This is a genomic window from uncultured Phycicoccus sp. (assembly GCF_947495705.1).
Classification (GTDB): domain Bacteria; phylum Actinomycetota; class Actinomycetes; order Actinomycetales; family Dermatophilaceae; genus Phycicoccus.
On sequence record NZ_CANLZR010000009.1, the window covers coordinates 110,942 to 135,669 of the forward strand.

Annotated in this window: 22 protein-coding genes and 1 tRNA gene; 3 read left to right on the top strand and 20 right to left on the bottom strand. The window is 73.3% G+C overall.

Features of this window, described 5'->3' with window-relative positions:
• Positions 1 to 35: 35 nt before the first annotated feature.
• The 6 genes from folE to Q0963_RS13215 all read right to left on the bottom strand — a co-directional run bounded on the left by folE (position 36) and on the right by Q0963_RS13215 (position 6,990).
• The gene (folE, locus tag Q0963_RS13190; protein WP_299446632.1) at positions 36 to 653 is read right to left on the bottom strand and encodes a GTP cyclohydrolase I FolE; all 618 of its coding nucleotides are present in this window, start codon (positions 651 to 653) and stop codon (positions 36 to 38) included.
• Complete coding sequence (ftsH, locus tag Q0963_RS13195; RefSeq protein ID WP_299446635.1) at positions 640 to 2,742, bottom strand: ATP-dependent zinc metalloprotease FtsH; 2,103 nt, start codon at positions 2,740 to 2,742, stop codon at positions 640 to 642. Before ftsH ends, folE begins: the two co-directional genes overlap by 14 nt.
• A gap of 127 nt (positions 2,743 to 2,869) precedes the next feature.
• Positions 2,870 to 3,421, bottom strand: a complete 552-nt coding sequence (gene hpt / locus Q0963_RS13200; protein WP_299446638.1) for a hypoxanthine phosphoribosyltransferase — start codon at positions 3,419 to 3,421, stop codon at positions 2,870 to 2,872.
• A 34-nt stretch (positions 3,422 to 3,455) separates the two neighbouring features.
• Positions 3,456 to 4,457, bottom strand: coding sequence for a tRNA lysidine(34) synthetase TilS (tilS, locus tag Q0963_RS13205; protein WP_299446641.1), 1,002 nt, complete (start codon positions 4,455 to 4,457; stop codon positions 3,456 to 3,458).
• A 19-nt stretch (positions 4,458 to 4,476) separates the two neighbouring features.
• Entirely contained in the window at positions 4,477 to 5,517 is a 1,041-nt protein-coding gene (locus Q0963_RS13210; RefSeq protein ID WP_299446644.1) for a zinc-dependent metalloprotease, read from the bottom strand.
• Positions 5,518 to 5,550: 33 nt separating this feature from the next.
• Complete coding sequence (locus Q0963_RS13215) at positions 5,551 to 6,990, bottom strand: D-alanyl-D-alanine carboxypeptidase/D-alanyl-D-alanine-endopeptidase (protein ID WP_299446647.1); 1,440 nt, start codon at positions 6,988 to 6,990, stop codon at positions 5,551 to 5,553.
• An 85-nt stretch (positions 6,991 to 7,075) separates the two neighbouring features.
• Here Q0963_RS13215 and Q0963_RS13220 point away from each other — a divergent pair, with 85 nt between their 5' ends.
• Complete coding sequence (locus tag Q0963_RS13220) at positions 7,076 to 7,711, top strand: inorganic diphosphatase (RefSeq protein WP_299446650.1); 636 nt, start codon at positions 7,076 to 7,078, stop codon at positions 7,709 to 7,711.
• A gap of 28 nt (positions 7,712 to 7,739) precedes the next feature.
• On the opposite strand, the gene Q0963_RS13225 is transcribed toward Q0963_RS13220, so the two are convergent.
• Positions 7,740 to 8,237: a DUF427 domain-containing protein gene (locus Q0963_RS13225; protein WP_299446653.1), complete on the bottom strand. Its 498-nt coding sequence runs from the start codon at positions 8,235 to 8,237 to the stop codon at positions 7,740 to 7,742.
• The gene (locus Q0963_RS13230; protein WP_299446656.1) at positions 8,234 to 8,620 is read right to left on the bottom strand and encodes a hypothetical protein; all 387 of its coding nucleotides are present in this window, start codon (positions 8,618 to 8,620) and stop codon (positions 8,234 to 8,236) included. Before Q0963_RS13230 ends, Q0963_RS13225 begins: the two co-directional genes overlap by 4 nt.
• A gap of 163 nt (positions 8,621 to 8,783) precedes the next feature.
• On the opposite strand from Q0963_RS13230, the gene Q0963_RS13235 reads away from it, so the two are divergent.
• Positions 8,784 to 9,149, top strand: coding sequence for a VOC family protein (locus tag Q0963_RS13235; protein WP_299446659.1), 366 nt, complete (start codon positions 8,784 to 8,786; stop codon positions 9,147 to 9,149).
• Between the two features lie 93 nt (positions 9,150 to 9,242).
• On the opposite strand, the gene Q0963_RS13240 is transcribed toward Q0963_RS13235, so the two are convergent.
• The 7 genes from Q0963_RS13240 to topA all read right to left on the bottom strand — a co-directional run bounded on the left by Q0963_RS13240 (position 9,243) and on the right by topA (position 17,017).
• Positions 9,243 to 9,319 (bottom strand) — tRNA-Thr (locus tag Q0963_RS13240).
• An 88-nt stretch (positions 9,320 to 9,407) separates the two neighbouring features.
• A complete protein-coding gene (locus tag Q0963_RS13245; RefSeq protein WP_299446662.1) occupies positions 9,408 to 10,955 on the bottom strand; it encodes an alpha/beta hydrolase in 1,548 nt (515 codons plus the stop codon).
• 63 nt (positions 10,956 to 11,018) lie between these two features.
• Positions 11,019 to 12,158, bottom strand: a complete 1,140-nt coding sequence (locus Q0963_RS13250) for a DNA polymerase III subunit delta' (protein WP_299446665.1) — start codon at positions 12,156 to 12,158, stop codon at positions 11,019 to 11,021.
• Positions 12,155 to 12,799 (bottom strand): dTMP kinase, encoded by a 645-nt coding sequence (tmk, locus tag Q0963_RS13255; RefSeq protein ID WP_299446668.1) that lies wholly within the window; start codon positions 12,797 to 12,799, stop codon positions 12,155 to 12,157. The genes Q0963_RS13250 and tmk overlap by 4 nt, the downstream gene beginning before the upstream one ends.
• Before the next feature lie 59 nt (positions 12,800 to 12,858).
• Positions 12,859 to 13,650, bottom strand: coding sequence for a MerR family transcriptional regulator (locus tag Q0963_RS13260; RefSeq protein ID WP_299446671.1), 792 nt, complete (start codon positions 13,648 to 13,650; stop codon positions 12,859 to 12,861).
• Between the two features lie 79 nt (positions 13,651 to 13,729).
• A complete protein-coding gene (locus Q0963_RS13265) occupies positions 13,730 to 14,179 on the bottom strand; it encodes an SCP2 sterol-binding domain-containing protein (protein WP_299446674.1) in 450 nt (149 codons plus the stop codon).
• A gap of 51 nt (positions 14,180 to 14,230) precedes the next feature.
• Positions 14,231 to 17,017, bottom strand: coding sequence for a type I DNA topoisomerase (gene topA / locus Q0963_RS13270; protein ID WP_299446677.1), 2,787 nt, complete (start codon positions 17,015 to 17,017; stop codon positions 14,231 to 14,233).
• 164 nt (positions 17,018 to 17,181) lie between these two features.
• Here topA and Q0963_RS13275 point away from each other — a divergent pair, with 164 nt between their 5' ends.
• Entirely contained in the window at positions 17,182 to 17,979 is a 798-nt protein-coding gene (locus tag Q0963_RS13275; RefSeq protein WP_299446679.1) for a dioxygenase, read from the top strand.
• A gap of 15 nt (positions 17,980 to 17,994) precedes the next feature.
• On the opposite strand, the gene Q0963_RS13280 is transcribed toward Q0963_RS13275, so the two are convergent.
• From Q0963_RS13280 to Q0963_RS13300, 5 genes are all read right to left on the bottom strand, one after another.
• Positions 17,995 to 18,702, bottom strand: coding sequence for a dienelactone hydrolase family protein (locus Q0963_RS13280; RefSeq protein WP_299446682.1), 708 nt, complete (start codon positions 18,700 to 18,702; stop codon positions 17,995 to 17,997).
• The gene (locus Q0963_RS13285) at positions 18,699 to 20,747 is read right to left on the bottom strand and encodes an ABC transporter ATP-binding protein (protein WP_299446685.1); all 2,049 of its coding nucleotides are present in this window, start codon (positions 20,745 to 20,747) and stop codon (positions 18,699 to 18,701) included. The genes Q0963_RS13280 and Q0963_RS13285 overlap by 4 nt, the downstream gene beginning before the upstream one ends.
• On the bottom strand, positions 20,744 to 22,477 hold the full coding sequence (locus tag Q0963_RS13290) for an ABC transporter ATP-binding protein (protein WP_299446688.1): 1,734 nt from the start codon (positions 22,475 to 22,477) through the stop codon (positions 20,744 to 20,746). Before Q0963_RS13290 ends, Q0963_RS13285 begins: the two co-directional genes overlap by 4 nt.
• Positions 22,477 to 23,064 (bottom strand): TetR/AcrR family transcriptional regulator, encoded by a 588-nt coding sequence (locus Q0963_RS13295; protein ID WP_299446691.1) that lies wholly within the window; start codon positions 23,062 to 23,064, stop codon positions 22,477 to 22,479. The genes Q0963_RS13290 and Q0963_RS13295 overlap by 1 nt, the downstream gene beginning before the upstream one ends.
• 95 nt (positions 23,065 to 23,159) lie before the next feature.
• Positions 23,160 to 24,662, bottom strand: a complete 1,503-nt coding sequence (locus tag Q0963_RS13300) for a class I SAM-dependent methyltransferase (RefSeq protein ID WP_299446694.1) — start codon at positions 24,660 to 24,662, stop codon at positions 23,160 to 23,162.
• Between the last annotated feature and the right edge of the window lie 66 nt (positions 24,663 to 24,728).

Here is a 24,728-nt window from a genome sequence, read left to right on the forward strand (position 1 = left end):
CCCGGGGCGCCCGACCGGCAGCTCCGTCGCCGGGGTCACCGCTTGCCGCCGAGCAGGAGCGACATCGCCTCCGCCCGCGTCGCGGGGTCCCGCAGCTGGCCGCGGACGGCCGAGGTGATGGTGCGCGAGCCGGGCTTCTGCACGCCGCGCATCGACATGCACAGGTGCTCGGCCTCGACGACGACGATGACGCCCTGGACCCCCAGATGCTCGACGAGCGCGTCGGCCACCTGCGTCGTGATCTGCTCCTGGACCTGCGGGCGGCGGGCGAAGACCTCGACGAGGCGCCCGAGCTTGGACAGGCCGGTCACGCGGCCGTCGGACCCGGGGATGTACCCGATGTGGGCCTCACCGTGGAACGGCAGCAGGTGGTGCTCACACGTCGAGTACATCGGGATGTCCCGGACGATGATGAGCTCTTCGTGCTCGATGGGGAAGGTCGTGGCGAGCACGTCGGAGGCCTCCTGCCACAGCCCGGCGTAGAGCTCGTGGGCTGCCCTGGCGACCCTGGCCGGGGTCTCGGCCAGGCCGTGCCGGTCGGGGTCCTCGCCGATCGCGAGCAGGAACTCACGCACCGCCGCCTCGGCTCGAGGCACGTCGACCGGCGGCCGCTGGGCCGCCGCCGACGAGCCGACCGGGTCAGGGGTCGACACGTCCACCGTCCGGAACCTCGATGACCTTGGTCGGCGGGTTCTCGTCCGGTGCCGACGAGGCGCCTTCCTCGGCGCGGGCGTCGATGGCGGCCTGGGTGGCCGGGTCGCCGGGGGTGACGACCGAGCCCTCGGGCGCGGCGGAACCGTTGCGGCCGGCGAGGGCGGCCTGCTCGGCGGGAGTGAGGACCGGCGGGATGTCGGACAGGGTGCGGTGCTCGCTGGAGAGCCACGCCTCACGCTGCGGGCGCTTGACGATGTCCTTGAAGATCTCGGCCAGCTCGGCGGCGTTCAGGGTCTCCTTCTCGAGGAGCTCGAGCACCAGCCGGTCCAGGACGTCACGGTTGTCGTTGACGACGTGCCACGCCTCGTCGTGCGCGTCGTCGATGAGCTTGCGGACCTCCTCGTCGACGACCGCGGCGACCTGCTCGGAGTAGTCGCGCTCGTGACCCATGTCGCGGCCCATGAACGGCTCGCCCTGGGACTGCCCCAGCTTGATCGCCCCGACCCGCTCGCTCATCCCGTACTCGGTGACCATCTTGCGGGCCATCGCCGTGGCCTTCTCGATGTCGTTGGCGGCCCCGGTGGTGGGGTCGTGGAAGATGATCTCCTCCGCGACCCGGCCGCCGAGGGCGTACGCGAGCTGGTCGAGGATCTCGTTGCGGGTCGTCGAGTACTTGTCGTCGAGCGGCATGACCATCGTGTAGCCGAGGGCCCGCCCACGCGGCAGGATCGTCACCTTCGTCACGGGGTCGAGGTGGTTCATCCCGCTCGCGACGAGCGCGTGACCGCCCTCGTGGTAGGCGGTGATCTTGCGCTCCTTGGCCGACATGATGCGGGTGCGCTTCTGCGGGCCGGCGATGACGCGGTCGATGGCCTCGTCGAGGACCTCGTCGTCGATGAGCTTCTTGCTCGTGCGGGCGGTGAGCAGCGCCGCCTCGTTGAGGACGTTCGCGAGGTCGGCGCCGGTGAAGCCCGGCGTGCGGCGCGCGACGGCGAGGAGGTCGACCCCGGCCGCCATCGGCTTGCCCTGGCCGTGCACCTGGAGGATCTTGTGACGCCCGATCATGTCGGGGTTCTCGACGGCGATCTGGCGGTCGAAGCGGCCCGGACGCAGGAGGGCGGGGTCGAGGATGTCGGGCCGGTTCGTGGCCGCGATGAGGATGACGTTGGTCTTGACGTCGAAGCCGTCCATCTCGACGAGCAGCTGGTTCAGCGTCTGCTCGCGCTCGTCGTGGCCGCCGCCCATGCCGGCGCCGCGGTGGCGGCCGACGGCGTCGATCTCGTCGACGAAGACGATGGCGGGCGCGTTGGCCTTGGCCTGCTCGAAGAGGTCGCGCACGCGGCTGGCCCCGACACCGACGAACATCTCGACGAAGTCCGAGCCGGAGATCGAGTAGAACGGCACGCCGGCCTCACCGGCGACGGCCCGCGCGAGCAGGGTCTTGCCGGTGCCGGGCTGGCCGTAGAGCAGGACGCCCTTGGGGATCTTGGCGCCCACGGCGAGGAACTTGGCGGGCTCACGGAGGAACTCGACGATCTCGTGGAGCTCCTCGACGGCCTCGTCGGCACCCGCGACGTCGTCGAAGGTGACCTTCGGGGTGTCCTTCGTGGCGAGCTTGGCGCGGGACTTGCCGAACTGCATGACCCGCGAGCCACCGCCCTGGGCCTGGGTCATGAGCCACCAGAAGAGGCCGACGAGCAGCAGGACGGGGAAGAAGCTGATGAAGATGGTCCAGAACGTGCTGTCGCCCTCGACCTTGTCGTCGTAGCCGTCGGGCAGGTTGGTCTTGAGCTCCTCGACGAGCGACTCGGCCCGGGCGTCCACGTACTCGGCGCGGACCTGGGTGGCCCCGGAGATGTTCTTCTCCTCGTCCGAGAAGGACTGGCCCTCCTTGAGGTCGAGCGAGATGACGTTGTCGGTCGTCATCACCGCGGACGCGACCTTCTTGTCGGTGATGAGCTTCTCGGCCTGGGCCGTCGTGATCGTCGTGTACCCGCCGTCGCCGCCCGTGGTGAAGACGAGCAGCAGCAGCACGAGCGCGGCGAGCACCCAGAAGACGGGGGCCCGGAGAATGCGTTTGAAGTCCATCTGGCTACGAGGCTCGCGCCCCGACCTTCCTGCTCGTCGTCATCTGGCCCGGCGGGGCACACGACCTCCCGGACTGGTACACGCTAGCAACGAGCCCCGACCGGCCGGTGTTCCGCGGGGTGCCGCGTCAGCTGTACACGTGCGGCGCGAGGGTGCCGACGACGCGCAGGCCGCGGTAGGCCTCGGCGTAGTCGAGCCCGTACCCGACGACGAACTCGTTGGGGATGTCGAAGCCCACCCACGCCACGTCGACGTCGACCTTGGCGGCGTCCGGCTTGCGGAGCAGGGTGCAGATCTCGACGGACGCGGGGCTGCGCGACTCCAGGTTCGACTTGATCCAGGACAGGGTGAGCCCGGAGTCGATGATGTCCTCGACGATGAGCACGTGCCGGTCGGTGATGTCGGTGTCGAGGTCCTTGAGGATGCGCACGACGCCGCTGGACTTCGTGCCCGAGCCGTACGACGACACCGCCATCCAGTCGACCGGGACGCTCGTGGGCAGCGCCCGCATGAGGTCGGCCATCACCATGACCGCCCCCTTGAGGACCCCGACGAGCAGCAGGTCCTTGCCCGCGTAGCGCTCGGTGATGAGCCCGGCCAGCTCGTCGAGCTTGGCGTGGATCTCCTCCTCGGTGATGAGGACTCGTTCGAGGTCTGCTCCCATATGGGCGGCGTCCACTGCGGCTCCTGGGTAGGGCTGGGGGTGGTCGGGGCTATTCAACCCGAGGCACGGGGTCGATGGACACCCGGTGGTCGGATCTCCTGACCTGCAGCGGCCCGGGGGCATGCACCGCCCCCTGGCCGTGCCAGTGCGTGAGGAGCCGGTCACAGGCGTCGACGTGGCGGCTCGACAGCTGACCGGCGGGGGCTCCGGCGGCCAGCAGGAGCCGGCGCCACACCCGGGTGCGGACGGCTCGCGGCAGGTCGGCCAGCGCGGGGGCGGGCCACGGCCCGGGCCCGAGGGCCTCGGTCGCCGCTGCCGCGAGCGCGTCGAGGTGGTCGGCGTCCGCGCGCAGGAGGTCGGCGCTGCGGGCGAGGGCGGCGGGCAGCCCGGGCCCGAGGTCGCGCTCGAGGTCCGCGAGGGCACGCCGGGCCCGGACCCGGGCGAACGCGGGGTCCTCGTTCATCGGGTCGTCCCACCACGCGATGCCCTCGGCGGCGCAGGCCGCCCGGGTCTGCTCCCGGGTGACGTCGAGGAGCGGCCGCCGGTAGACGCCGCGGGCCGCCGGCATCCCGGCGAGCGACCGCGCCCCCGACCCGCGGGCGAGCCCGAGCAGGACCTGCTCGGCCTGGTCGTCGCGGGTGTGCCCCAACAGGAGGAGACGCGCGCCGTGCCGGTCCCGGGCGGCGTCCAGCGCCCGGTAGCGCGCTGCCCGGGCCGCCGCCTCGAGCCCGCCGCCGCCCGGCACCGCCGCGCTCGCGACGACGTCGACGGGGTCGAGCCCCCGGGCCCGCAGCTGGGTGCCGGCACCGGCCGCGACCTCGTCCGAGCCCGGCTGGAGGCCGTGGTCGACGACGACCGCCCCGACCCGCAGCCCGAGCCTGGTCCCCTCGAACCGGGCGGCGGCGGCGAGGGCGCTGGAGTCCGCTCCGCCGCTGCACGCCACGAGGACGAGGTCCCCCGGGTCGCACTCGGCGAGCACGGAGCGGACCGCCGAGCGCACGGCAGCGACGGCGGCGGGCGGCTTCCCCCACGGCCGGGCCTGCTCCGTCACCCCGGGGACCGTCGCGGGCTCAGGCGTGGACGCGCCGGACCCACGCGGCGGGGTCGGCGATCTCGCGGGGCTGCGGGAGGGTGTCGGGCGAGGTCCACACGGCGTTGAAGCCGTCGACGCCGACCTCGTCCTGCACGGCCCGCACGAAGACGGCGCCGTCCCGGTACTGCCGCATCTTCGCCTCGAGGCCGAGCAGGCGCCGGAGCAGCCGGTCGGCGGAGCCGGCGCCCTTGCGGCGCGCGGTGAACTTGCGGCGGATCTCGGCGACCGAGGCGATGTGCGCCGGGCCCACGTCGTCCATGACGACGTCGGCGTGCCCCTCCAGCAGCGACATGACCGCGGTGAGCCGGGCCAGCTGCTCGCGCTGCTCGGGAGTGGTGAAGAGGTCGGCGACGCCCGTGCTGCCCTCGGCGAAGAGCTCGGGCAGACGCTCGGTGAACCGCGAGGCGATCTCCTGCATCCGCTCCTGGTCCGGCGCGAGGTCGATGGCGAGGTGCCGCGCCTGGGAGATGACGTGCTCGCGCAGCCACGGGTTGGCGGTGAACTGCACGCGGTGGGTCTCCTCGTGCATGCACACCCAGCGCCGGAAGTCGTCGGGGTCGACGTTGAGCTCGCGGGCCGTCGCCACGAGGTTCGGGGCGACGAGCAGCAGCGCCGGGGTGCCGCCGGGGGCGATGTCGTACTGACCGAGCACCTTGCTCGACATGAACGCGAGCAGCGCTCCGGCCTCGGCACCGGTGACCTTGCTGCCGACGGCCTGCGCGGCCGGACCGGGCGTCACGTTCCGCTTGCTGACGATCGCCTCGACGGCCGGGTCGAGCAGGGCGGCCATCGAGTCGGCGTTGACGGCGATCCACGTCGCGCGGTCGACGACGAGGGCGGCCGGAGCCTCGGGCGGGGTGTGCATCCGCGCGGTGTCGGCCACCGGCTGGCGGGCCTCACGGGCGGCCTCCCGGATGGCCTCCACCTCGGCCCGGGCCTCGGCGGGCGAGACCACCGGCCCGGCCGGGACGAGCGTGCGTCCCGTCGTCTTCGCGAACTCCCAGTCGACATATGCCACGACGTCAGCCTCTCATCCCGGGTTCCGGCCCGGTCACCGGCAGCCGCATCGGGTGATGGCGGCGACGATCCGGTCCAACGCCGCGCGGGCGCGCAGGGTTCCACCGTAGGTCCGCGGGAAGCCGTCGACCTGCACGGCGAAGAGCAGGGGCCTGCCGTCGGCGGTCACCGTGGTGCCGGCCAGCGACGAGCCGGCGCGCAGGGTCCCGGTCTTCGCGCGGGGGACGCCCACGACGTCCGAGGTCGCGTCGGTGCTGAACCGGCCACCGAGGGTCCCGTCGAGCCCCGACACCGGCAGGCCCGCCATGAGCCCCCGCAGCGGCCCGGACGTCTCGACCGCCCGGGCCAGGACCGCCGTCAGCGTGACCGGCGCGACGCGCTGGTCGGGGCTCAGGCCGCTCGCGTCGGTGAGGACGAGCCCGGGCGTCGGGATCGCGTCGGCCTCGAGCCGGGAGCGGATGAAGGCTCCGTTGGCTCCGGACTCCTGGGTCGGTGCCCCCACGGTCGCGGCGGCCTGGCGGACGAGGCTCTCGGCGAGCGCGTTGTCGCTGACGTCGATCGCGTGGTCGCACAGCTCGCCGTAGGTCGCGGACTCGACGACGCCGAGCTCCTCGGAGTCCTCGGCCGCCGGGGTGCTCCAGGTCTTGAGCGGTCGCAGCCGCGCCTCGACGCCGCGGTCGGCGAGCCGGGCGGCGAAGGCCTTGGCCACGAGCACCTCCGGGTCCTCCGGCGCGGGGCGGGCGGGGGTGGCCCGCCGGCTCGCCAGCCCGGTCATGACGACGGGCCCTGCGAAGCCGTCCCGGACGTCGTTGGGGTTCCACGTCGGCGGGACGCGCGGTCCGGGGGCGAACGAGAGGTCGAGCCGGAGGGTGACCTCGGTGCGCCCGGAGGCCCGCAGGACGGGCGCCACCTGGCCGGCGAGGTCACCGAGGCCGGCCCGGCCGACGACGGCGTCGGGGTCCCCCTCGTCCGCGGCGAGGAGCATGTCGCCGCGGGCCACGAGCACGAGGTCGCTCGAGCCTGGCTCGGCGACGACCGCCGTCGGGATGCGCTGCTGGAGGTCGAGGGTGTCGGCGACCGCGACCGCGGCGAGCAGCTTCGCCGTGGACGCCGGCACCCGGGGCTCCTCGGCCTCCAGCCCCCACAGCTCGGCACCGGTGACGCCGTCGCGCACGCTCACCCCGAGGGCGCCGTCGAGGGCCTCGTCGTCGGACGCCTCCCGCACGGCCTGCTCGAGCCCCTCCGCCGTCGGCGCGGGGGCGTCGGTCCCGGTGGCGGTCAGCACCGGGTCGCCGGGGCCGGCCGTCGGCAGCAGCACCGGGGCGGGGGTTCCCGAGACCGTCGGGGTGGGGACCGGCGAGGGGCGGTCGAGGGTGAGGACTCCCGGGGCGACGTCGAGCACGTCCGCGGCCACGTAGCCGCCCGCGGCGACGACGCACAGCCCGGCCGCGCCGGCCGCCATGACACGTCTCACCCCGACTCCCTTCGTGCCCCGGTCCCTCGATGCGCCAGACTGTGGTCCGAGGGTAGGTCACGCAACCAAGAGGAGCCGGTGCACCGTGGAGTTCGACGTCACGATCGAGATCCCCAAGGGGCATCGCAACAAGTACGAGGTCGACCACGAGTCGGGGCGCATCCGGCTCGACCGGATGCTGTTCACGGCGATGTCGTACCCGTCGGACTACGGGTACATCGAGGACTCCCTCGGCGAGGACGGCGACCCGCTCGACGCGCTGGTGCTCCTCGACGAGCCGACGTTCCCCGGCTGTCTCGTCCGGGCGCGGCCCATCGGCATGTTCCACATGCGCGACGAGGCCGGCGGCGACGACAAGATCCTGTGCATCCCGGCCGGTGACCCCCGCAAGGCGCACATCAAGGAGCTCAGCGACATCACCGAGTTCGACCAGCTCGAGATCCAGCACTTCTTCGAGACGTACAAGGACCTCGAGCCCGGCAAGTCCGTCGAGGGCGCGCACTGGGCCGGACGCGACGAGGCCGAGAAGTGCATCGCCGAGGCGCTGGAGCGAGCCCGGGCCGCGGGGCTGTCGACGGCGCGCTGGCGCATGCCGGCGCACGCCGCCGACCTCGCGGCCGAGGCCGTCTCGTCGGGGCACACCCCGGAGGAGCTCGAGGAGGCCGCCGAGAAGGCCCGGGCCGAGCTGGCGACCAAGGAGAAGCCGCTCAGCGACGACTGATCCCCCGTCCTGGAGGACCGGCCGCGGGCTACCAGCCCCAGGTGCCGGGCTCGCCCTTGAACGGGCCGACGACCCGGCTCGTCACCCAGCCGCCGTAGAAGCCACCGGCCTGCGGGGTCACCACCTCGCCGTCGACGACGCACTTCTCGACAGCGCCGGGCATCACGGCGACGTGGCCGCGCACCGCCGTGAATCCCGGTGTCGGGTCGGGGTAGGTCCACGCCGCGCGTTCGGCCACCTCACCGCCGCCGAGGACGTCGAAGTACGCGGCCTCGCCCTTCCACTCGCAGTACGAGGACCCGGCCGTCGGCCGCAGCGCCCCGTCGACGAAGTCCTCGACCGGGATGTAGTACGTCGGCGGGTGGCTCGTCTCGAGGACCCGCAGCGTCCGCGTCGAGGCGGCGACCCGCGCCCCGCCGAGCCACACCTCGACAGGCTCGCGGCTCGGCTCGACCGCCGGGGGTCGCGGGTAGTCCCACACCGACTCCTGGCCAGGCCCGGGCGGCTCCGGCCGTGGCCTTCTCATGCCGTCGCTTCGGCGGCGAGTGCGCTGCGCAGGGCTGCGCCGACGTCCTCGACACGCCCGTGCGCCGCGGCGAGCCGGCTCGCCGGGACGAGCGTGGTGAGTGTGCCGTCGGCGCGGACCCCGAGGAGGACGGGCAGCCCGGCCGCGGCGGCTGCAGCGCGCTCGGCCGTGGTCGTCTCGTTGCGGTGCACGAGCCGGACGGGCACGGGCAGCCCCGCGACCATCTCGTCCCACTCGGGTCGACGGCGGACCCCACCGTGGGTCACGTCGCACAGGGAGCACTCGGCCCGCCCCAGGACGTGCCCGATGACGTACGCCAGCTCGCCGAGCACCCCGCCGTCGGCGTTGTAGACCCCGACGACCTCGACGATGGGCTCACTCATCCTCCGAGGCTATGCGACGGGCGGGCCCTGCCCTACCTGCTGTCGAACCCTGCGGAGGGCCCTCCGGCGGCGTGCGGAGTCCGGTCCCGGCGGGGTCTTACGGCCCGGGTCTACGGTGGGAGCGTCGGTCCTCGACCCGAGGACCACGACCGAGGAGTGGATCATGGCGCACGGAGACATCACCCACATCGAGATCCCGGTGACCAACCAGGCCGAGGCCGCCGCCTTCTACGGCACGGTGTTCGGCTGGGACATCCAGGAGGCACCCGGCTTCGAGGGGTACCCCATGTGGCAGGCACCGAACAAGATCAGCGGCGGTGGCCTCGTGGCCCGCTCCAACGCGTCCGAGAAGCCCGTCAGCTTCGTCGAGGTGGACTCGATCGACGACACCCTGGCCAAGGTCGTCGAGCTCGGCGGCAGCGTCGTCAAGCCCAAGCAGCCGATCAGCGAGTCGAGCTGGTGGGCGAGCGTGCTCGACCCGGACGGCAACCAGCTGGGGCTGTACGAAGGCACCACCGACACGGAGTGAGCCCGGCTCGGGATGGGAGCACGAGACACCGCGGGGGGGCAGCGGAAAGGCCCCCTCGACGGGCGTCGAGGGGGCCTGACCTGCGGTACTGCGTGGAGCCGCCTATCGGAATCGAACCGATGACCTATTCATTACGAGTGAATCGCTCTGGCCGACTGAGCTAAGGCGGCATGCGCCCGACCGGGGCCGGACACGTCGCACGAGTATAGGGAGACGGACGCCGCGTTCGCGAATCCGCGCCGCGTCACCGCACCGGGCTCAACAGCGCAGCCCGTCCTCGGGCAGGGTGCCCTCGAGGTAGTAGGCGTCGACGGCGTCGTCGACGCAGGCGTTGGACCGGGTGTACGCGGTGTGGCCGTCCCCGTCGTAGGTGATGAGCGCGGCCTCGGCGAGCTGGTCGCGCAGCCGGACCGCCCACTCGTACGGCGTCGCCGGGTCCCGGGTCGTGCCGATGACGACGATCGGCTCGGCACCCTCGGCCGTGACGAGGTGGGGCTCCCCGGCGGGCGGCACCGGCCAGTAGCCGCACGGGAGCGAGCTCCACATGAGGTACGGACCCCACGTCGGCGCCTCCGCGGCCGCCTCCTCGGCCAGCCGCGCGTGCTCCTCGACCGAGTCGGACTCCGGCTTGTCGAGGCAGTTGACCGCGTAGATGACCTCCATGATGTTGCCCGCGTACCCGCCACCGGGGTTGCGGTCGGCGTACTGGTCGGCCAGCTGCATCAGCGCCGTCCCGTCGCCGGCCACGGCATCGTCCAGCGCGTCGACGAGGGTGCGCCAGGCACCCTGGTCGTACATCGCGGCGGCGATACCGAGCGATGCCCACCCCTCGGTGAGCTGCGGCACCTGGCCGTCCCCGGTCTTGGGGACCGGCCGCTCGTCGACGTCCGTGAGGAACTCGCGCAGGTTCTCCATGACGGTGTCGACCGAGTCGCCGAGCGGGCAGTCGCCCTCGTCGACGCAGTAGTCGGCCCAGGTGCGGGTCGCGAGCTCGAAGCCCTTGGCCTGTCCGAGGTTGATCTCCTCGCTCGTGAGGTCGGGGGCCACGACACCGTCGAGGACGAACCGGCCCACCTGCTCGGGGAAGAGGTCGGCGTACGTGGCACCGAGGTACGTGCCGTACGACTTGCCGAGGTAGGTCAGCTTCTCCTCACCGAGGACGGCCCGCAGGACGTCGAGGTCGCGGGCGACGTCCTCGGTGGAGACGTGCGGGAGCAGCGGGCCGGCGGTGGTGCCGCAGGCCCGCGCGAAGTCGGCCGCACCCCGGGCGAAGCTCCGCTGCTCCGCGGTGTCGTCGGGGGTGGGGTCCGAGCCGAGGAAGGCGTCGAGCTGGGTGTCGGTGAGGCAGTCGATGGGCGCGGAGCGGCCGACCCCACGGGGGTCGAACCCCACGACGTCATAGGCGGCGCGCACGCCGGGGCCGACGATGAAGTCGGCCGCCCGCGCGTAGTCGACCCCGGACCCGCCCGGTCCGCCCGGGTTGACCACGAGGGACCCGATGCGCTGCCCGGCGCGCTTCGCGGGCACCCGGAGCAGGGCGATGTCGATGGTCCCGCCCGCGGGCTCCGCGTAGTCGAGCGGGACGGTCATCGTCGCGCATTCGGCGCCCGAGCAGTCGGACCACTCGAGGCCCTGCTCGTAGAAGCGGTCGAGGCCTTCGGACCCCGGCGGCGGGGGCTGCGGGCTGACCGTGACCGACGGGCGGGCCTGGACCCGGTCGCGCACGTCCGCCACGACGGAGCACCCGGCGAGCGCGGTCGCGGCCGCGGCGGCAGCGGCGACGAGGGCGAGGGGGCGCAGGGTCATGGGCGCACGATATGGGAGTCGTCCGGGCGGCTCCGCCGGGAGGTGGTCACGATCCGGCAGCGATCAGCGGGGCAGGCGCAGGTCCAGGGCCATCGCCTCGAGCGCGAGGAGCGGGGACACGTTGGCGTCGATCCGGGTCCGGGCCGTGCCGATGGCGTCCATCGCCCCGAGCAGCTGTTCGGCGGACAGCACCTCCGCCACCCGGGTGACGACCTGGCGGCTGTCCTCGTTGACGAGGTCGCTGCCGGCGCCCGCGCGCAGCACGAGTGCGTCGCGGTACACCGAGAGGAGGTCGACCAGCGCCCGGTCGACGACGTCGCGGGTGAAGCGGGTGGCGCGTGCCTTCTGCTCGCGTTCGAGCGCGGCGACCTGGGACCGCACGTGCGGCGGCTGGGTGCGGGCCGTGGCGTCGGCGCCGAGGACCTCCAGGAGCCGGGCCTTCTCGGCGGCGTCGCGCTCGCCGGACGCCGCGGCGGACTCCTCCTGGGCGATGGTGACGATGTCGGCGGCCGCCCCGACGGCCTCGCCCACGGACGTGATGCGCGTGGCGAGGGCGACGACGTCGTGACGACGGATCCGCGCGTGCTCGTCGCGAGCCAGCCGGCGCGCGAGCCCGACGTGCGACTGGGCCGCCCGGGCCGCGTACAGCGCCATCGGGTGGTCGACGCCGTCGCGCCGGACGAGGAGGTCGGCGACGGCCTCGACCGACGGGGTGCGCAGCCGGACATGCCGCGAGCGCGAGCGGATCGTGATGATGACGTCCTCGACCGACGGCGCGCACAGCATCCAGACGGTGCGCGGCGTGGGCTCCTCGAGCGCCTTGAGCAGGGCGTCGGCGGCCCGCTCGGTGAGCCGGTCGGCGTCCTCGACGACGATCACCCGGTAGCGCCCCACGGAGGGCCGGCGCGCGGCGAGGCCGACGAGGTCGCGGGCCTGTTCGACCTTGATGGACAGGCCCTCGGTGGCGACGACGTCGACGTCGGCGTGGGTGGCGTCCAGGGCGGTGCGGCACTCGCGGCACTCGCCGCAGCCACCCTGCGGGCACAGCAGGGCGGCAGCGAAGGCGCGCGCGGCGACCGAACGCCCGGAGCCCGGCGGCCCGGTGAACAGCCACGCGTGGGTCATCGCGGAGGGGTCGCGGACCGCCTGCTCGAGGGTGGCGACCGCGCGCTCCTGGCCGATGACGTCGCGCCAGACGGTCACGGGGCTGCCCCGCCGCCGGGCCCGACGGACGACAGTGCCTCGATGCGGCCGAGGATGTCGGCGTGGATGTCGTCGGGCGGGCGGGTGCCGTCGACCACGAGGTAGCGCTCGGGGTTGCCGCGGGCCATCGCGAGGAAGTGGGCCCGGATGGAGGCGTGGAAGTCGTCGGTCTCGGCCTCGAGCCGGTCGTGGACCTCACCGCGGCGCCGCTTGCCCTCCTCGGGTGGGACGTCGACCACGACGGTGAGGTCGGGGACGAGGTCGCCGACGGCCCACATCTGCAGGTCGTGCACCTCGTCCGCGCCGAGGTCGCGACCGGCGCCCTGGTACGCGACGGAGGAGTCGGTGTAGCGGTCGGTGACGACGACCTGGCCCGCCGCGAGCGCGGGCCGGATGACGAGGTCGACGTGGTGGGCCTTGTCGGCGGCGAAGAGCAGCGCCTCGGCCCGCGGTGAGACGTGGTCGCCGTGCAGGACGAGGTCACGGATGCTGGCGCCGAGCGGGGTGCCGCCGGGCTGGCGGGTGACGAGGACCTCCCGGCCCCGGGCGCGCAGGGCCTCGGCGAGGAGCCGCACCTGGGTCGACTTGCCCGCGCCGTCGCCCCCCTCGAAGGCGATGAAGACCCCGTTCCGTCCGCTCACGCCAGCGAGCCTAGGCCAGCCCGGGGACGGCCGAGGCCACCGCCCGCGTGCGGACCCGGTCAGCCGGCGTCGTGCCGGTCCGCGTTCGCGTGGATGGCGTCGTGGACGTACTGCGCGAGGCCAGGTGCGAGGTCCTCGTAGGTCGCGGTGAAGCGGGGGTCGGCGAGGTACATGTCGGCGAGCCCGCGGTGGGAGGCGTGGTCGAGGTCGTAGAACCGCTCGTGGATGTGCACCCGGTGGGCCTCGGCGGCCTCCATCGCGCGCTCCGAGGTGGCCGGTGCGCCCGAACGCAGGGCCGCGACGAGCGCGTCGTTGACGCGGTCCTGGTCGGCCTTGACCTGCGCCCAGTCGGCCTTCGTGTAGGCCGCGGTACGCCGCGTGGACTGGGTCCAGGCATCGGTCTCGCCCCAGCGTTCCTCGGCCTCGGCCTGGTACTCGTCGCGGTAGCCGTCGCCGAAGAGCTCCTTGAGGTCCTCGGTCGTGGTAGGTCGTTCGTTCATCTCTCGCTCCAGTGCTCGGTCGATGGCCGTGACGAGCTGCTCGAGCTCGCCCAGCCGGGAGATGACCACCTCACGCTGCCGGCGCAGATGCTCCGCGGCCGAACCGTCGCCGTCGAGCAGTGCCCGCACCTCACCGAGGGCCAGGCCCAGTCGCCGGTACGTGACGACGGTCGACAGCCGGACCAGGTCCGCGTCGGTGTAGAGGCGGTACCCGGCGTGGCTGCGGGCGGACGGGACGACGAGGCCGATCGCGTCGTAGTGGTGCAGCGTGCGCACCGTGACGCCGAAGGTCCCGGCGACCTGCCCGACGGTGAGCTCCATCAGCGCAGTGTGCTGGCCCGTCGTGGTCATGTCATCCACGATGCCGCCTCACGCCACGTGAGGGTCAAGCCGGTTCGCGCAGGATGCCGGCGCGGTGACCTTGCCGCCGTCAGGCCTTGGGGGTCTCGAACCAGGTCCCGAGCGCGGAGGCCAGGCCGAGGTCGCCGCGCGCCTTGATCTTGCCCATCATGAACATCATCGCGGGGTTGCCGGTGCCGGCGATGAGCTTGAGGAACTCGGCCGGGCCCGCCTTGAGCGACAGCTGCGGCTCGGCGCTCGGAGCCTTCTCGACCGCGCAGGTCCCCCGGTCGACGACGACCGCGTAGGTGTCGCTGGAGCCCCCCGGGCCCCCGGTGACCTCGAAGTCGATCCGCGCGCTGCGGTCCCCCGCCTTCTCGGCGCGGAACTGCTCGGGGAACCGGTCGAAGACGGCGTCGAGGAGCGCCTCCCGGTGCTCGCCGCCGAACGCGTCACGGATCTCGCCGTCGGACGCCGTCTTGACGGTGGCGACGAACTCCGCGGGCGAGGCGGTCGTCAGGAACTGCGGGTCGAGAGCCATACGAGACAACCTACTCAGCGGTAACCCCGGGCGCCAGCCGGGGCCACCGGGTCAGGCCTTCTTCGCCGTGCTCGCCTTCTTGGTTCCCGAGGTCTTGGCGGCGGTCTTCTTCGCCGCCTTCTTGGTCGCCGCCTTCTTCGTGGTGGCCTTCTTCGTCGCCTTCTTGCGCGCCGTCTTCTTGGCCGGGCCCTTGGCGCGCTTGTCGGCGAGCAGCTCGTACCCCCGCTCGGGGGTGATCTGCTCGGGGTCGTCGTCCTTGCGCAGCGTCGCGTTCGTCTCGCCGTCGGTGACGTACGGCCCGAACCGCCCGTCCTTGACGACGACGGGCTTGCCCGAGACGGGGTCGGTGCCGAGCTCGGCCAGGGGCGGCTTGGCGGCGGCCCGGCCGCGCTGCTTGGGCTGGGCGTAGATGGCGAGCGCCTCGTCGAGGGTGATGTCGAACAGCTGCTGCTCGGAGGTCAGCGAGCGCGAGTCCGACCCCTTCTTGAGGTACGGGCCGTACCGGCCGTTCTGGGCCGTGATGTCCTCGCCGGACTCGGGGTCGACGCCGACGACGCGGGGCAGCGACAGCAGGCGCAGCGCGGTCTCGAGCTCGATGGTCTTGAGGTCCATGTCGGCGAACAGCGAGGCGGTGCGCGGCTTGACCTTGGCCTTGCCCTTGCCGCCCGCCTCGTCCTCGGGGAGCACCTCGGTGACGTACGGCCCGTACCGGCCGGCCTTGGCGACGATGTCGCGGCCGGTGTCGGGGTCCTGCCCGAGGACCCGCCCGTCGTCGGCGGCCTGCTCGAGCAGCTCGCGGGCCATCGCGGGGGTCAGCTCGTCGGGGGCGACGTCGTCGGTGATCGACGCGCGGCGCGGCTGGCCCTCGCCGGTGGCGGTGGCGTCGAGGACCTCGCCGGTCTTCGGGTCGACCCCGGCGGGGACGACCTCCTCGACGTAGGGGCCGTACCGGCCGACCCGCACGACGATGCCGTCACCGATGTCGATGGTCGAGATGGCCCGGGCGTCGATGTCGCCGAGGTCCTCGACGAGGTCGCGCAGCCCGTCGGCCGAGCTCGCCTCGTCACCGAAGTAGAAGCGGCGCAGCCAGGCGGCCCGCTGCTCGTCACCGCGGGCGATGGCGTCGAGGTCCTCCTCCATGGACGCGGTGAAGTCGTAGTCGACGAGCCGGGCGAAGTGCGTCTCCATGAGCCGGGTCACGGCGAAGGCGAGCCAGCTGGGGATGAGGGCCGAGCCCCGGTTCGTGACGTAGCCGCGGTCCTGGATGGTCCCGATCGTCGACGCGTAGGTGGACGGGCGGCCGATGCCGCGCTCCTCCATCGCCTTGACGAGCGTCGCCTCGGTGTACCGCGCCGGCGGGGACGTCTCGTGCCCCCCGGCCTCGGCGCGGCGGACGGTGAGCGGGCGGCCGGCGCCGAGCTTGGGCAGGCGGCGCTCCTCGTCGTCGCGGTTGCTGCGGGCGTCGTCGCGGCCCTCCTCGTAGGCGGCGAGGAAGCCCCGGAAGGTGATGACGGTGCCGCTCGCGGACAGCTCGACCTCGCGGGCCGGTGCGCCGTCGCGCAGCGTCGCGGCGATCTTCAGGGACGCGGTGGAGCCGCGGGCGTCGGCCATCTGGGAGGCGATGGTGCGCATCCAGATGAGCTCGTACATCCTCAGCTCGTCGCCGCGCAGCTCGCCCTCGACCTGCTTCGGGGTACGGAAGCGGTCGCCGGCGGGGCGGATCGCCTCGTGCGCCTCCTGGGCGTTCTTCACCTTCTTCTCGTAGCGGCGCGGGGCGTCGGGCACGTAGTCGCCCCCGTACATCTCGCGGGCCTGCTGGCGGGCGGCGCTCAGCGCCGCGTCCGAGAGCGCCGTGCTGTCGGTCCGCATGTAGGTGATGTAGCCGTTCTCGTACAGCCGCTGGGCGACGCGCATCGCGTTGCGGCTGTTGAGGCGCAGCTTGCGCGAGGCCTCCTGCTGGAGGGTGCTCGTCGTGAACGGCGCGCTGGGGCGGCGGGTGTACGGCTTCTCCGACACCTCGGCCACGCTCACCTCGGCCCGGCGCAGCGCCTCGGCGATGCCGGTGGCCTGCTCCTCGTCGAGCTGGACGTGCCGGTCGCCCTTGAGGGTGCCGTCGTCGGCGAAGTCGCGGCCGGTGGCGACCCGCTTGCCGTCGACCCCGGTGAGCCGGGCGGTGAACAGGTCCTCCTCGGCCCCCGGCGTGAGGTCGGCGTCGACGTCCCAGTAGCTCGCCCGGACGAACGCCATCCGCTCGCGCTCGCGCTCGACGACCATCCGGGTCGCGACGGACTGGACCCGGCCGGCGGACAGGCCGGCCTTGACCTTGCGCCACAGCACCGGGCTGACCTCGTAGCCGTAGAGGCGGTCGAGGATGCGGCGGGTCTCCTGGGCGTCGACGAGGGCGACGTTGATGTCGCGGGTCTGGGTCGCCGCCCGCTGGATGGCCTCGCGGGTGATCTCGTGGAAGACCATCCGCTTGACCGGCACCTTCGGCTGCAGCGTCTCGTAGAGGTGCCACGCGATGGCCTCGCCCTCGCGGTCCTCATCCGTGGCGAGGTAGAGCTCGTCGGCGTTCTTCAGCAACGACTTGAGCTCGCGGACCTTCTTCTTCTTGTCGGCGTCCACGACGTAGAAGGGGTCGAAGTCGTCCTCGATGTTGACCCCGAACCTGCCGAAGGGGCCCTTCTTCATCTCCGCCGGCATCTCGCTCGGGGTCGGGATGTCGCGGATGTGGCCGACCGAGGCCTCCACGTCCCAGTCCGCTCCGAGGTAGCCCGCGATGGTCTTGGCCTTCGCGGGAGACTCGACGATGACGAGCTTGCGTCCTGCCACGGTCACACCTGCCTGTTCCGTCCAGGCACGTGCAGCGGATTCGTCGCTGCTCCGACGTGCGGACGTGGCCGACGGTAGCGCCCGGAGCGGTCCGGACGCACACCCGGGTCCGCGACATCCCGGCCCCTCGGTGTGGTTGAATGTTGAACTACACAGCCGGAGGAGGCCCCATGCACGACGTCACGGAGCGCCAGCCCGTGCTCTACCTCAGCCACGGCGCGCCGCCGCTGGCGGACGACGAGCGCTGGACCGCAGAGCTGGCGGGCTGGTCGGCGCAGCTGCCGCGCCCCCGGTCGGTCCTCATGGTCTCGGCCCACTGGGAGCAGGCACCGGTCACCGTGTCGGCCACCTCGGGCGAGGTACCGCTCGTGTACGACTTCTGGGGCTTCCCGCAGCGGTACTACGACGTCACCTACGACGCCCCCGGCGCCCCGGAGCTCGCGCGCTCGGTCGCCGGCCTGCTCGGGGGGGCCGGCGAGACGCTGCACCAGGACCCGGCCCGCGGCCTCGACCACGGGGCGTACGTCCCCCTCGTCGAGATGTTCCCCGACGCCGACATCCCCGTCCTCCAGCTGTCGATGCCGACCCTCGACCCGCGCCGCCTCTTCGACCTCGGCCGGCGCCTCGCACCGCTGCGCGACGAGGGGGTCCTCGTCGTCGGCTCGGGCTTCACGACGCACAACCTCCGGTGGTTCCGACCTTCCGACGGGCCGGGCTCGGCTCCGCCCACCCCGTCTGCGGAGTTCGACCACTGGGCCGCCGAGGCCGTCGGGGCCGGGGACGTCGACAGCGTCCTGGACTTCCTCGCGAAGGCGCCAGCGGCCCACGAGGCCCACCCGCGCACCGAGCACTGGGCCCCCCTCTACGTCGCCCTCGGCGCCGCCTCCGTCGACGGCGACGTCGCGGGACGCAGCGTCATCGACGGGTTCTGGTACGGCCTGAGCAAGCGGTCCTGGCAGTTCGGCTGACCGCGACGCCCGGGCTCAGGCGCCGAGGTGCTCGGCGAGGAAGCCGTCGATCCGGTGCCACGCGTGCTCGGCGGACTCCGGCTCCGGCCCGGCGTGGAGGACGAACCGGGAGATCGGCGCCAGGAACCAGGGCACGGAGGGCTCGGGGTTGAGGAACGAGTGGCCGGCCGCGGGGTACTCGCGCACGTCGCGCGGCACACCCCGCTCGCGCAGGGCGCCGTCGAGCCGGTCGGCGACGCCGCGCAGCGACCGGTCCCGGCCCCCGTAGCTCGCGACGACCGGGCAGGCTTCGTCGAGGACCTCCGGCGAGGAGGGCAGGGCCCCGTAGTTGACGACGGCCGCGTCCCACCCCGGCCGACCCGCCAGGACGAGGGCGAACGACCCGCCGAGGCAGAAGCCCACCACCCCGACCCGCCCCGTGCACCGGGAGTCCTCGAGAAGCCGCCGCCGCGCGGCCTCGATGTCGTCGAAAGCCGTCCCGCCCCCGCGGCGCAACGCGGCGAACGTCGCGGCGAGGCACGCGACCCGGCGCCCGCGGGACAGCAGGTCCGGGGCCAGGGTGAGGTAGCCCGCCGCGGCCAGCCGGTCGGCGTGGGCCCGCATGTTGTCGTCGAGCCCGAAGGCCTCGTGGACGAGCACGAGCCCGGGCCAGGGCCCGGGCGTCGACGGGGTCGCGAGGTAGGCCTCGAGGTCACCGACGCGGGTGTCGGACCCGGCGGTCACGACCGGCTCCCCCCGCCCGCCGGGGCCCCGGCGCCGACGACGGCCTCGACCTGGTCGTCGTCGGGGTCGGCCGCCGCCGCCGCGAACTGGGCCGCGTGCAGCCGCGCGAACGCGCCTCCGGCCGCGAGCAGCCCCGCGTGGGTGCCCCGCTCGACGATGCGCCCGTCCTCCATGACGAGGATGAGGTCGGCGTCGCGGATGGTCGACAGCCGGTGCGCGATGACGAAGCTCGTCCGGTCGCTGCGCAGCGCCGCCATCGCGTGCTGCACGAGCAGCTCGGTGCGGGTGTCGACCGAGCTCGTCGCCTCGTCGAGGATGAGCAGCGACGGGTCGGCGAGGAAGGCGCGCGCGATCGTCACCAGCTGGCGCTCCCCCGCGCTGATGTTGTCGGCCTCGGCGTTCAGGACGGTGTCGTACCCGTCGGGCAGCGAGTGGACGAACCGGTCGACGTACGTCGCGCGCGCGGCCTCGAGGATCTCGTCGTCGGTGGCCCCGGGACGGCCGTAGGCGATGTTGTCGCGGATCGACCCGGCGAACAGCCAGGTGTCCTGGAGCACCATCCCGGTACGGGAGCGCAGGTCGTGCCGGGTGAGGTCGCGGATGTCGACCCCGTCGAGGGTGATCCGCCCGCCGTCGAGCTCGTAGAACCGCAGGACGAGGTTGACCAGGGTCGTCTTGCCGGCGCCGGTGGGCCCGACGATGGCGACGGTCTGGCCCGGCTCGACGACGAGGTCGAGGTGCTCGATGAGCGGCCGGTCGGGGGTGTACGAGAACGAGACGTCCTCGAAGGCGACCCGGCCGCACGGGTCGTCGATGCGCACCGGGCTCACCGACTCCGCCTCCTGCTCCGGCGCGTCGAGCACCTCGAAGACCCGCTCGGCGGACGCCACCCCGCTCTGCAGGAGGTTGGCCATCGACGCGACCTGGGTGAGCGGCTGGGTGAACTGCCGTGAGTACTGGATGAAGGCCTGGACGTCGCCGAGGCTCATCGACCCGGTGGCCACCCGGAATCCCCCGACGACGGCGATCGCGACGTAGTTGAGGTTCCCGATGAACATCAGCGTCGGCATGATGACGCCGCTGATGAACTGTGCGCGGAAGGTCGCGTGGTGCAGGGCGTCGTTGCGCACGGCGAAGTCGCGGTCGGCCTCGGCCTGCCGCCCGAAGACCTTGACCAGCTCGTGGCCGGTGAAGGTCTCCTCGACGATGCCGTTGACCTCGCCGGTGCTCTTCCACTGCTGGACGAAGTGGCCCTGGCTGCGCTTGCCGATCGCGGCGGTCACGGCCATCGTCACCGGGATCGTCACGAGGGCGATGAGCGCGAGCAGCGGGGAGATGTAGAACATCATCGCGATCATCGCGACGACGGTGAGGAGCGAGGTGACGAGCTGGCTCAGCGTCTGCTGGAGGCTCTGCGCCATGTTGTCGATGTCGTTCGTGACCCGGCTCAGCAGCTCACCGCGGGGCTGGGCGTCGAAGTACGGCAGCGGCAGCCGGTTCAGCTTGTCCTCGACGTCGCGACGCAGGCGGAACACCGTGCGGTTCACCACGGACACGAGCAGCCGGCCCTGGACCAGCTGGAGGACGGCGGCCACGAGGTAGATCGCGAGGGCGATGGCCAGCACCCGCCCGAGAGCGCCGAAATCGACGCCCTGGCCGGGCACGACGTTCTCCATCGCCGCGAGGACGTCCGCGACCCGGTCCTCGCCGTCGGCCCGCAGCCGCTCGACGGCCTGCTCCTGGGTGACCCCGGCGGGGATCCGCCGGCTGAACACCCCGGCGAAGACGAGGTCGGTGGCCAGGCCGAGGATCTTGGGCCCGATCGCGTTGAGCACGACGCTGCCGAGGGCGAGCACGAGGGCGCCGACGACGACCGCCCGCTCGGGCCGGAGGAGGCCGAGCACCCGCTTGGCGGACGGCACGAAGTGCTGCGACTTCTCGGTCGGCATCCCGATGGCGGCGTGCGGCGCCCCGGCCCGGCGGACGCCGGCGGGGCCGCGGCGCGCCTCGGCGGCCTTCTCCTCGGCCGACTTGAGCTCGCTCATGCGGTCACCTCGGTGGCCTGTTGGCTCTCGACGATCTCGCGGTAGGTCGGGCAGGACTCCAGGAGCTCGTCGTGGGTCCCCACCCCGATGACGGCTCCGTCGTCGAGGACGACTACCTGGTCGGCCCCGAGGATGGTCGAGACCCGCTGGGCGACGACGATGACCGTCGCCTCCCGGGTCACGGGCCCGAGGGCGGCGCGCAGGCGGGCGTCGGTCGCGACGTCGAGCGCGGAGAACGCGTCGTCGAACAGGTACACGGCGGGGCGGCGCACGAGGGCCCGGGCGATGGCGAGCCGCTGCCGCTGGCCGCCGCTGACGTTGGTGCCGCCCTGCGCGATCGGCGCGTCGAGCCCGCCCGGCATGGCGCGGACGAAGTCGGCGGCCTGGGCGATGCGCAGCGCGTCCCACAGCTCGTCGTCGGTGGCGTCGGGGTCGCCGTGGCGCAGGTTGCTCGCGACGGTGCCGGTGAACAGGTAGGGCCGTTGCGGGACCAGCCCGATCCGCGACCAGAGGTCCTCGAGCGCGACGTCGCGGATGTCGATGCCGCCGACGAGCACGGCGCCGCCGGTGGCGTCGTGGAGCCGGGGGACGAGGCCGACGAGCGTCGACTTGCCGGCCCCGGTGGACCCGACCACCGCGGTGGTCGTGCCGGGCCGGGCGGTGAACGAGACCGCGCGCAGTACCGGGGCCTCCGCCCCCGGGTAGGCGAAGGTCGCGTCCCGCAGCTCGACCTCGACCGGGCCCGCGGGGATCGGCGTCGGCGCGGTGGACGGGTGCACCGAGGACTCGGTGTCGAGGACCTCCGCGATGCGTCCCGCCGACACCGAGGCCCGGGGGATCATCATCGACATGAAGGTCGCCATCATCACGGACATGAGGATCTGGATGAGGTAGGCCATGAAGGCCGTGAGCGCACCGATCTGCATCTGCCCGGAGTCGACCCGGATGGCGCCGAACCAGATGACCGCGACCGTCGAGGCGTTGAAGACGACCATGACGATGGGGAACGCGAGCGCCATGAGGCGCCCGACGGCCAGGGCGGTGCCGGTGTAGGTGCGGTTGGCCTCGGCGAAGCGCTCCCGCTCGACGTCCTCGCGCACGAACGCCCGCACCACCCGGATCCCCGTGATCTGTTCGCGCAGGATGCGGTTCACGGTGTCGACGGCCTTCTGCATGGCGCGGAAGTGCGGGACCATCCGGCTGATGACCGCCCCGACGGAGGCACCGAGCAGCGGGACGGCCACGGCGACGAGCCACGAGAGCCCGGCGTCCTCGCGCAGCGCCATGACGATGCCCCCGACCATCATGATCGGCGCGGTCACCATCATCGCCAGGCCCATGTAGACGATCTGCTGCACCTGCTGGACGTCGTTGGTCGAGCGGCTGATGAGGGTCGGCGCCCCGAAGGCGGACACCTCCCGGGCCGAGAAGGAGCCGACCCGGTGGAAGACGGCGGCGCGCAGGTCGCGCCCGAGCGAGGCCGCCGTGAGGGCACCGATCCGGGTCGCCGAGATCGTCGCGAGGATCTGCACGAGGGAGACGCCGAGCATCCACATCCCGGCGCGCAGGATGAACCCGGTGTCGCCGACGGCGACCCCCTCGTCGATGATCCGCCCGTTGAGGCTGGGCAGGTACAGCGAGGCGAGCGTCCCGGCCAGCTGGAGGGCCAGGAGCAGGACGAGCGCCCCGGTGTAGGGGCGCAGGTGGGTGCGGACGAGGCGGACGAGCATCAGCGCGCCTTCCGGGTGCCGTCGAGGACGACGGAGACGATCTCGGCGGGCGTCATGGTCCGGACCGGGAACATAGGGTGGGCGCTGGAGAGGGTGAGGTGGGCGAGGATGTTGACGACGTCCTCGGGGGGCAGCCGGAGCGTTTCGGCGTCGTCACCGATGAGCTCGACGAAGGCGGCGTCCACCTCGGGGTCGGCCATCCGCCGCTTCCCGTGCGTCAGGTCGTGGCCCTCGCGCAGCGGGAACGCACCGCTCGCGTGCAGGGCCCCGAGGAGGCCGATGATGTGCTCGATCCGGTGCTGCACGACCGCGACGCCTTCGGCCAGGCGATGGTCGAGGTCGAGGTCGCGGCTGATCGCGGCGAGCTGCCGCACCGCGTCGGAGTTGTCGAACGCGGCTGTCGCACAGGCGTGGACCAGGTCGTCCTTGGTGGCGAACGCCCGGAACAGGGTGCCCTCGGCGATGCCCGCGGCCTCGGCCACCTGCCGTGTCGTGAGCCCGGCACCGTGGTCCCGGAGCAGCGGGATGGTCACGTCGACGATGGCGGCGCGGCGCTCGTCGGGGCTCATCGCGGGGGCACGGGGCATCGCACCACCTTAAGTGAGTGAGCACTCACTCACAAGACCTGGTCGTCCTCGGGTCGGTCACGGTCGAGCTCGGTCCGTCGGCGTCCGCTGCCGTCTCAGCGCAGGAGCAGCCCGTCCTTCGCGACGTCCCGGGTCAGGGCGAGGATCTCGTCGCGGACCGCGGTGTCGTCGAGGCCGAGCAGCCCGGCGATCGCGGCGGCGGCCGCCCGGGCGGTCAGCTCGCCGTCGGAGACCGAGAGGTAGGCGGCGGTGACGGTCGACAGCGGCACCTGACGGCGGAGTCCGCCGCCCTGGCGCAGGAGGATGACGCGCGGGTCGGGCTCCCCCGGCACGGCGTGCCGCTCCTCGGTGACGTCGTCGGCGCGGCGCCACGCGACGTCCAGGACCGCGTCGTCGTCGTGCTCGGCGAGCCAGGTGCGGGCGGCGAGGCCGGCCAGCACGGCAGGGCCCATCGGCTGCTCGACCGGACCCGGGACGTCGACGAGGTCGACGAAGGGCTCGCGGTCGGTGGCGGGACGCTGCAGCGTGACGACGCCGAAGCCGATCGCCTCGACGTCGCGGGCTGCGAAGTCGTCGAGCCAGGCGGCGTACATCGTGTTGAAGTCGGCGGTCCCGGGGTGATGGCCGCCGTCGCGCGCCCACGTCTCGGCGTACTCCGCGGGGTCCTGGGTCGCCCGCTGCACCACCCAGGCGTCCAGCCCGGTGCCGTCGAGCCACTCCCCCACCCGGCCGGTCCACGTGGAGCCGCGCGGCACCTCCCAGTTCCCGAGGAGCTGCGCGACGCCGCCCGGCTCGAGATGCGCACCGACGCGGCGCACGAGGTCGCGCACGAGGTCGTCGCCGGACGCGCCGCCGTCGCGGTACTCGAAGAGCGGCATCGCACCCGAGCGTGGGGTGATGACGAAGGGCGGGTTGGACACGACGAGGCCGAAGCGCTCGCCGGCGACGGGGTCGAGCATCGAGCCGGAGCGCACGTCCCAGGTCGTGCCGTTGAGAGCGGCGTTGAACCGGGCGTAGTCGAGGGCGCGCTCGGACAGGTCGGTGACGACCACGCTGCCCGCGTGCGCGCCGAGGTGCAGCGCCTGCACGCCGCAGCCGGTGCCGAGGTCCAGGGCGCGGGCCACCTGGGGCCGCGGCGTCCAGGACGCGAGGGTCGTCGACGCCCCGCCGACCCCGAGGACGTGACCGGGGTCCAGCGGGCGTCCGGTGGCGAGCTCGCCGAGGTCGGAGGCCACCCACCAGTCCGCGTCCTCGGTGGCGTAGGGCCGCAGGTCGCAGCGGGCGACGACGCCGTCCCCCTCGGGTGCGACGAGGCCGAGGTCGACGGCCCCGGCCACCCCGAGGGTGGGGAGCGCCGCGGCGACCTCGGTGGCATCGACCGGGTCGCCGAGGGTGAACAGCCGCACCAGGGCGGCCCGTGCGTCCGAGGAGGCGGCGGTGACGCGCTGCGCCGGCAGCGCCTGGTCGCGCTCGAGGGCGGCGGCCGCCATCGGCCCGAGCAGCTCGGTGACCCCGGCGACGGTGAAGCGCGAGGCGACGAGGTCGGCGCGCAGCAGGGCGACGAGGCCGTCGTCGACGCGGGGCGGGTTGGCGGTCATCGGGAGGAGCCTATGCCGTTGCGGTCACCGTCACCCCGGGCAGGGAGCAGGAGACGACCGACGGCG

Coding starts and splice junctions, on each gene's coding strand:
- ftsH (WP_299446635.1), bottom strand. CDS start 2,742: ATGGACTTCAAACGCATTCTCCGGGCCCCCGTCTTCTGGGTGCTCGCC.
- Q0963_RS13225 (WP_299446653.1), bottom strand. CDS start 8,237: ATGAGAAGGCCACGGCCGGAGCCGCCCGGGCCTGGCCAGGAGTCGGTG.
- Q0963_RS13230 (WP_299446656.1), bottom strand. CDS start 8,620: ATGAGTGAGCCCATCGTCGAGGTCGTCGGGGTCTACAACGCCGACGGC.
- Q0963_RS13235 (WP_299446659.1), top strand. CDS start 8,784: ATGGCGCACGGAGACATCACCCACATCGAGATCCCGGTGACCAACCAG.
- Q0963_RS13245 (WP_299446662.1), bottom strand. CDS start 10,955: ATGACCCTGCGCCCCCTCGCCCTCGTCGCCGCTGCCGCCGCGGCCGCG.
- Q0963_RS13260 (WP_299446671.1), bottom strand. CDS start 13,650: ATGACCACGACGGGCCAGCACACTGCGCTGATGGAGCTCACCGTCGGG.
- Q0963_RS13265 (WP_299446674.1), bottom strand. CDS start 14,179: ATGGCTCTCGACCCGCAGTTCCTGACGACCGCCTCGCCCGCGGAGTTC.
- Q0963_RS13275 (WP_299446679.1), top strand. CDS start 17,182: ATGCACGACGTCACGGAGCGCCAGCCCGTGCTCTACCTCAGCCACGGC.
- Q0963_RS13285 (WP_299446685.1), bottom strand. CDS start 20,747: ATGAGCGAGCTCAAGTCGGCCGAGGAGAAGGCCGCCGAGGCGCGCCGC.
- Q0963_RS13290 (WP_299446688.1), bottom strand. CDS start 22,477: ATGCTCGTCCGCCTCGTCCGCACCCACCTGCGCCCCTACACCGGGGCG.
- Q0963_RS13295 (WP_299446691.1), bottom strand. CDS start 23,064: ATGCCCCGTGCCCCCGCGATGAGCCCCGACGAGCGCCGCGCCGCCATC.
- Q0963_RS13300 (WP_299446694.1), bottom strand. CDS start 24,662: ATGACCGCCAACCCGCCCCGCGTCGACGACGGCCTCGTCGCCCTGCTG.